At 51.4% G+C, this 7,310-nt stretch carries 6 protein-coding genes; all 6 read left to right on the top strand.

Annotated features, from left to right (window positions below):
* Positions 1 to 994: type VI secretion system Vgr family protein (locus ARC85_RS19410; protein WP_286715949.1), on the top strand; the 994-nt coding region annotated here is incomplete at its 5' end.
* On the top strand, positions 991 to 4,503 hold the full coding sequence (locus ARC85_RS19405; protein WP_286715947.1) for a toxin VasX: 3,513 nt from the start codon (positions 991 to 993) through the stop codon (positions 4,501 to 4,503). The genes ARC85_RS19410 and ARC85_RS19405, both read left to right, overlap by 4 nt.
* On the top strand, positions 4,500 to 5,576 hold the full coding sequence (locus ARC85_RS19400) for a hypothetical protein (RefSeq protein WP_278350125.1): 1,077 nt from the start codon (positions 4,500 to 4,502) through the stop codon (positions 5,574 to 5,576). The genes ARC85_RS19405 and ARC85_RS19400 overlap by 4 nt, the downstream gene beginning before the upstream one ends.
* A gap of 72 nt (positions 5,577 to 5,648) precedes the next feature.
* Positions 5,649 to 5,861, top strand: a complete 213-nt coding sequence (locus ARC85_RS19395; protein WP_152525358.1) for a hypothetical protein — start codon at positions 5,649 to 5,651, stop codon at positions 5,859 to 5,861.
* 91 nt (positions 5,862 to 5,952) lie between these two features.
* Positions 5,953 to 6,918, top strand: a complete 966-nt coding sequence (locus tag ARC85_RS19390; RefSeq protein ID WP_278350124.1) for a type VI immunity family protein — start codon at positions 5,953 to 5,955, stop codon at positions 6,916 to 6,918.
* On the top strand, positions 6,911 to 7,288 hold the full coding sequence (locus tag ARC85_RS19385; RefSeq protein ID WP_023010991.1) for a hypothetical protein: 378 nt from the start codon (positions 6,911 to 6,913) through the stop codon (positions 7,286 to 7,288). Before ARC85_RS19390 ends, ARC85_RS19385 begins: the two co-directional genes overlap by 8 nt.
* Positions 7,289 to 7,310 lie beyond the last annotated feature (22 nt).

The following is a 7,310-nucleotide window of genomic DNA, read 5'->3' as shown; positions in this document are numbered from 1 at the left end:
CACCGGCCCCGAGGGTGAAGAAATCCACTGCGACCAGTACGGCCGGGTAAAAGTAAGATTCCCTTGGGACCGCTATTCCAAGAACGACGAACACAGCAGCGCCTGGCTGCGCGTGGCCCAGGGCTGGGCCGGTGGCCAGTACGGCTTCATGGCATTGCCCAGAATTGGCCACGAAGTCATCGTATCCTTCCTCGACGGCGACCCGGACCAGCCCATCATCACCGGAAGAACCTATCACGCCACCAACACACCGCCGTATGCGCTGCCGGAACACAAAACCCGCACCACCCTGAAAACCAAAACCCACAAGGGTGAGGGCAGCAACGAACTGCGGTTTGAAGACGAAGCCGGCGAAGAACAGATCTATGTGCACGCCCAGAAAGACCTGGACCTGCTGACGGAAAACAACCGCACCGAAGTCATCAAGAACGACAGCCACCTGACGGTGGAGAACCACCAGTTCAGCCACATCAAAGCGGCGGACCATTGCACCACCGACGGCGAAAACCGGCTGTCCGTTGGCGCAGATTGCAGCCAGACCGTGGGCGGCACCTACCATCAGAAAACCGCCCGCACCATGGCCTCGGAAGCCGGCACCGAAGTGCATCACAAGGCCGGTGCCAAAGTGGTTCTGGATGCCGGAGCAGAGCTGACGATTTCCGGGGGTGGAAGCTTTATCAAGCTGGACCCCAGTGGCGTGACCTTGAGTGGGCCGGGGATCAAGATCAATTCCGGGGGCAGCCCGGGGAGTGGTTCGGGGGAGAGTACAGTTGCTCCGGAACTGCCTGCAGTGCTTGATAGAGATCGGGCAGCAATGCAGCAGTCTCCTGAACTGGCAATGGTTAGTCAGCGTAAAGGTGCCTCTCCCGACCAAACGGAATTTGAACAGTTACCGGGCTCTGATCGAAAACTGATTATTGATGTGATTGGCGGGCACTTGGAGCGGGATTCAGTAGAGGCGGTGAAAGGAAGCGATGGAGGGGAGAGGGTATGACGGACACGGTGGATTTTTTAGATGAGTCTCTGGATCGCTCAATTCTCAGAAGAGCGGACTACGACGATACAGATCCCAAAGACCTGGTGCTGACGATCCCCAAGCGTGATGGAGGCAAGATCTCTGTTCCTCTTCTTAAGCATGCAAGATCCAATATTGAGCGTGAGGATTACCAAGAGAATACTCTTTTGAGGATCAAACCTCTGGCGGAGATCGCCGATAACCTCCCGGTACAGCAAGGGCGCGGTGCACCAATCTATCAGGGTAAAGGGGTGGCATTGCTACGCCCTGGATTTCTCTACATTTTTTGCAAAGACAAGCTCTGGCGAGAATTGGAGATCAATCAAAACTCCCAATTTAGTGACGTTGATCTTCAGGAAGCGCGTGCGGAGGTCAACGACCCTCAGTCCGATTTGAGAATGGTGCGCCCATCAGCGGGGCAGTGGTTGGACGATGTGCTTGTTCCTGTGTTTCTCCAGGGACAAGCGGTGATGCACGATTTCCGCATGGCCTACAGTGAAGTCCAGTGGGACTGGTCTTATATTCAGAAACTTGAAGAGAATGACGCAGTTCGTAATGCAAGGACGACTGGAGTGGGTCATGCCTGGGCGGCCACATCAGTTGATTCATTAAGTTTTGAAACCGGATTCCCTGCATCACGTGTTGAGAACGCTCCAGAACTCAGGCATCGGGATCTGGGCATTGAACTAATGATTGAAGATCCCAGTGATTTTGTGCTCAGTTTTGAAGGGCCGAGTGAAGACGATCTGTGCAGCAAGCTCGCCAAGCTATTGGTGAGTAATGAAAAGCAGGCAAGGGAGTCAGCACGGCGGGCGGCCTCGAGAAGCGAAGTAAAAGACCCTGTTGAATACACTGAGCAATTGATGAAGAACCCGCTCGAGCATGCACTGGAGGCTACCGCACCAGATCCGGTGGATGCCGGTGAGGAGAGTGAGGTGGCGAACATTCTTGAGCTCTCCTGCCCCCAAGGGGCAGATCTTTTGCAGCATCTCCGCTCGCAGAGGGGGGGTGTCTGCGTAGCTATCCCGGATCCATTGTTCAGGCTGCGCCACTCGTTGGCGCAGCTTCAATTGGCGCTTCACTATCTTGACGCTCTTGATGTATCCATACAGGAAAGACCGCTGGTTCATTCAGCAATGCTGATACGTCAGACGGTATTTGATCCGAATGCATCCGACTCAACTGGTCAGCTTAGAAAGCTGCGGGCCGCAGTAGATCAAGACAAACTCCACAAAATCCTAGAGCAATCAGAACGCCGAACGATACTTCACAGCATAGAGGGTCATCTAACCAAGCTCGAAATGCTAGTTGCTAGCGGTGAATTTGATTTGGTCTGCGGTGACTATCTCCATCATAGAGGGCTCGGGCCATGCGAGGCATTCTCTCTTCATGCAGGCCTGCTGGATATTTTTCAGCAATTACCTGGTGTATTTAGAGCGCAGGGTGTGGAAGAGCCAATTACTCTGTCTCGTGTCCTGAAGCTGGGTCTGGAAAAGAGTTCTCTGATTGACGCTTTGGCTAACGGGGAATGCGAAGAAGATGACCGGTCGTTGCTGGCGCAGTTAAGGGCACTATCTCGTCAGGGCGAGACCCTCACTGATCGGCACTTGAATGGGCTCGGTCTATCAGCCATCAGTACGATTGCTCAGCAACTAAAATATGAGGAGGCTGATTCCGGTACGAATGATGAAAGCTCCTCTCCTGTTTCTGTTGGCTCTGCAGGTACCGTTGCGGGGATGGTTGAAACTGCACTGAGTGGCTGGAGTGGCGCCGTTCTTAAGGTTATTGATCGGATACGTGAGAGTGGCGAATTGACGGCTATCAGGCTGGACCGAGTGTTTACCGCGGTCAGTGAAGCGGCTGATATTGCGGATCCGAAGCTTGGTGGTGAATTAAGAGTGATGCGTAGGGATGCCGTTGACCTGACGCGTTACAGCATTGTCGGCGTTCATGGAAAAGGCCTCTCGTTTGGATTGACCGATGCTGATCTCCAGAGTGAAGCGTTGACAAGGCGTAACGACTACCTTTTCGCTGATCGAGTTGATGCGGCGGGTAAAAAGGTTGCGTCAACGAGTCCGGCAAGGCTTGCGGATGAGGTTGGTGACGCTGTAGTTAAAGCTGCTGCCCACACTTGGGTGTTTGTCTTGCCGATTGATCATCCCGAAGCTGTGAAGTTCAGTGCGTGGAAATTTGATTGGGCTAATAAGGCTAAGGCTGTTGCGGATGGGCCGGGCTTGTCCCGGGTTTTGGTGGGGTTAGCTGCATTTAACGTTGTCTCCGAAATGTTGAATTTGAAGCAAGCAAAGCCAGAAGAGGTTGGCTACGGTCTTACGAAATTTGTGGGTGCAGGATTAGATCTTTCCGCGGCATTGATGAAGCTTCACGCGGTTAATTCCCCCGCCGAAAGTAAATTGGTTTCGAAAGTTATATTGAGGCCGCTTTTTGAGGTGAGGTCTATACCAGTGCTTGGCCCTTTAGTTCAGCAAAAGCTCATGAAGGATGGCGCAAGTACTATTGTACGTTCTATGTCGTTGGTGAATTTCTTCGCGGCTAGTTTTATGGTGACCGTAAGCGCCTGGGACGTTCGTAATAGTGTTAGTCGTGGAGATATGGACGCCGCTTTAGGCCATGCACTAGCAGTAATCGGTGGTAGTGTTTTCGCATTTTCAAAATTAATGACCGGTATGTTGTTGGTGCCTGGTTGGGGGTGGGCTTTGTTGGGTTTGGGGTTGATTTTAGGTGGTAGTATATATGCTGCTGTTTCCACTGATAGTGAGATAGAGCAGGTGCTGAAAAGAGGGCCTTTGGGCATTGGCCCAAGTCATGCGGGGCTGCCAGATGATGATGTCCTTTACTATGCCCAACTTCTTACCTTATTCGCTCCTATAAGTATTTCGGCTAAGCGTTATGATAATCTAAGTGATAGTGAAAAGAGAATGTTTTCGGATAACGAGACTTCCCAAAATGATTATAGAATAACGCTTAAGTCCCCGATAATTAGTAGATTTAAAATCGATAAAGTTGGTCATAAAAAAGATAATACAGGCGAGAGAGTTCAACATCCAAGTTTAAGGCTCGGTGTTCAAGAATTAGAATATACTCACAGCACTGTTCAGACATCAAAAACCGACGCGTGGAATGTGGAAAATTACAGACTGAGCAAAAGTACTCCGTTGAAGAGCATTAAAAGCTGGGTCGCCGTTCCTGAACAAAATGCAGTGCATTTTCTGGTTGAAAGAAACTTGGTTGGAGGCGAAATCGAAACGTATGAATATCGTGAACGACGAACCATTAGCCTAAGAGTTGTGATGCAGGCGTATATTACAAGTGAAATTGGGGAATTTCGGTATCCGACTCCGGCGTTAGATGAATACAAACCGTTCGATTCTAAGCATCACGCTGTACTGCCAGGTAAGAAACAAAATGTACTGAACCCGTTCGATAACGATCCGGTTCCGTATTGGATAATCAAAGAGGTTGCACTTTGAGTAACGATGATAAAAAAAGAAGCTATCAGAATTGGAGAGGATCGGGAGATAAGGTTCCTCCTGTTCCTGATGCTACGAAAAAAAATAGAAAACGTGCTGGTCAGGATCTACAACCTGTTGGCGATTACGCAGGTATCGATCCCTATTACCGTATTAGCGATGATGTTGGGGAAGTTCAAAACCAAGATAAGATTGACCCAGAAGCTTTTCAGTCCGGTAACTGGTGGTGGAATCATCGTCAGATTCGTTTCTTGAGTGGCAAGGCGTTTCTCGGCCTTTCAGCAGTTCTATTATTCGTACCCTATGCATGGGGTGGATTGATTTTGATTGGTGGTGCATGGTGGTTTTATTATTGGTTGTATCAATGGGTCGTTGAAGCCAACGATATTGTATTTATGCTGGTAATGTTAGTTGGAGTTGTCGTTTGGCTACCACTTTCGATTCTTATCCTGATAAAGACTATGCCCGTGGTCATGGGCAGCGTTGCTCTATTACTGAGGCCGTTCGACAAATTTCTTGGTAAGCTCTTGGACAGAAGTCATAAGGCGGGTGAAAGCTACTTCAGCCGAGAGACCGGTCAGGTCAGTTTTGCCTTGCCAGGCGGAAAAAAGTTGACAGCCCCCTTCGAGGAATATGATGCCTACGTGGAGCGCGTCGTTGAAGCCGGCGGTATCTTCTACCGCCTGATGTTCGTGCATCGCTACACCGCCAAACAATTCAGCCAGACGTCCCTGAGCCGGGTAGAGCCCACGAAAGAAGAGGTAATGGCGCTGTGGGACATGCTTCAACGCTACATGGATACCTCTCAGCCCCTGCCGGATGTGCCAAGGCTGGAACCATTCAGACATCTGGACCCAGTTACCGCAGAGCATGACCGGCGCACCGACCGCAACCCTCGCTTCTGGCGTGATCTGGATTTGGAAGCCTGGAAGCAAGGGGAGGGCAAGGAATGGTTGAAGCGGCAGATGGAATACCCATGGGATAAACGTAAATGCAGGCTTACACCACAGTTGGGCAAGATCTCGATGGCGGAGTACCGAAAGCTGCGTCCGGCTGATGCATGGCCGATTTGAGAGGCTTGATAGCGTCGGCGCAGCCACATGTCGCTCAGCGACTTCGTTTTTTGTGTTGCTTGAGGGATCTGCGTGACTGAACTGCTGCAAGGCACTGTTTTTTCGAACACCGCCTTTCGGGCGATGGAGATAGGTCCACTGCCGAAAGCCTCAAAAGAATGGATGCGTGTTGGTGAGGAGCTTCAGCCTGTCGGCACTTGTGCAGGCATTATCCCTTATCTTGGGACCACTGAGGGCGTTGACGTACTCCAGGAGCCGGATTTTTCCAACTCTGGTTGGACCTAATACGGGGTCAGTTCAGCGGATGTCGTCATTGCGGCCAAACCCGGAGCGAGTCGGGGCTGCATTCTGAGTTTCGAGATAGGGAAAACATACCGTGGATGAACTGAAAGAACTGATGACTGTGGAAGACGCCGATGGTGTCATGCTTAAACTTAGCCTGAACGTGGAAATATACTTCCGTAATGCCTGGCGTACGGATATTCGGGAGGCGGTACTGGCGGTCTTCAATGAATACCGGGAGTATTTCGGCCAGGAATTCAAGTGGACCACCAACCCGAATACCGGTCGCTGGAAAAGCCTGAAGAAAACGCCTTACCCATACCCGGATGAGTGGTTGTTGGATGTACCGCAGGACGAACAGTGGGAGTTTGTTTGCCATGGTGGGGAAAAGAAGACCGACGCCTCCGATGTGGATGTGGTGTCACTTGGTAGGAGAGTAAATAAAGGGGATGAAGGGGCTGCGTCCCTTGATAGTTTCTTGTCGTATATCTATATGCATTTCCCCATCGACTACTTCATGGATCGTGAGGAAAAACTGCCATCTGTATTCAATCGTTGGTGTAGCTTGCTGAACGCAGAACAAGCCTATGCGGGATTTGGTTTGGCTATTTCTCATGGTTATGAAACCCGGGTAGACCCCTTGGTGTATCAGTTAGGTCAGCGTTTCCCTGGACTGAATATCAGTGATCGGATATCTCATTCCGATGATTTGGTTTGCAACATTAAAACCCCCAATTGGCTTACGGCTATCTGCCAACCCTATGTGGATCAACTCGGTGGTGAGGCTGTATTGCAGGAAACGCTGCCAGATGGTTGGATGTCATCCTACGACGGCGGCGTGATAATACAAGCCGGTTCCAAGCCTCTTCTTGGAGATCGAGAGCAGAGCCTGGATGTGGCCCCCTATCGAAAGGCAGCGCAAGTTTTGCGACCGATTCGTTCCACTGATCATGATGGGATAGCTATGGGGCGGGTGGATGGTGCGAAAGTTTTCAATGCCCCTGAGTATCAGGAGTGGCTGTCCCGCTTCGATGGAGAGCCGGAGGTGAGTCATGACTGACACCCTCGCAATGGATCTGATGCCTGCACAGTGGTTTCCAGACATTGAGTTGACTCGGCTTGCCGTAGGCGAGCGCAGCATTGATATCGTTGGTGCCGGCGAGTGGGCCTTGCAGGGAGATCTGGTGCTGTTTGAGGGCAAAGGTACCCTGCGTCTTTCGTTGACGGAAGCACCAAGGATTGAAATCTGGAATGGCGAAACCTGGCAGGTGCTCCCCGAGGATTTTCTGGAGCATGCGACGACCGTCACTCACCTCCAATATGACCGGGCGAGCGGCGAGGTTGTGGTCAATGCTCGTGCGGGGGACAAGCAGGCCAAGATTCGGCTGGCGGGTATGCTCACCGGTGTGGAGTGGTTGCCGGCGTCGTAAACCGGAATCACGGGGGCGTGGG

Source organism: Marinobacter sp. tcs-11, assembly GCF_002049515.1.
In the GTDB taxonomy this organism is placed as follows: domain Bacteria; phylum Pseudomonadota; class Gammaproteobacteria; order Pseudomonadales; family Oleiphilaceae; genus Marinobacter; species Marinobacter nauticus.
This window is presented reverse-complemented; position numbering and strand designations above follow the sequence as displayed.

Coding starts and splice junctions, on each gene's coding strand:
- ARC85_RS19385 (WP_023010991.1), top strand. CDS start 6,911: ATGACTGACACCCTCGCAATGGATCTGATGCCTGCACAGTGGTTTCCA.
- ARC85_RS19405 (WP_286715947.1), top strand. CDS start 991: ATGACGGACACGGTGGATTTTTTAGATGAGTCTCTGGATCGCTCAATT.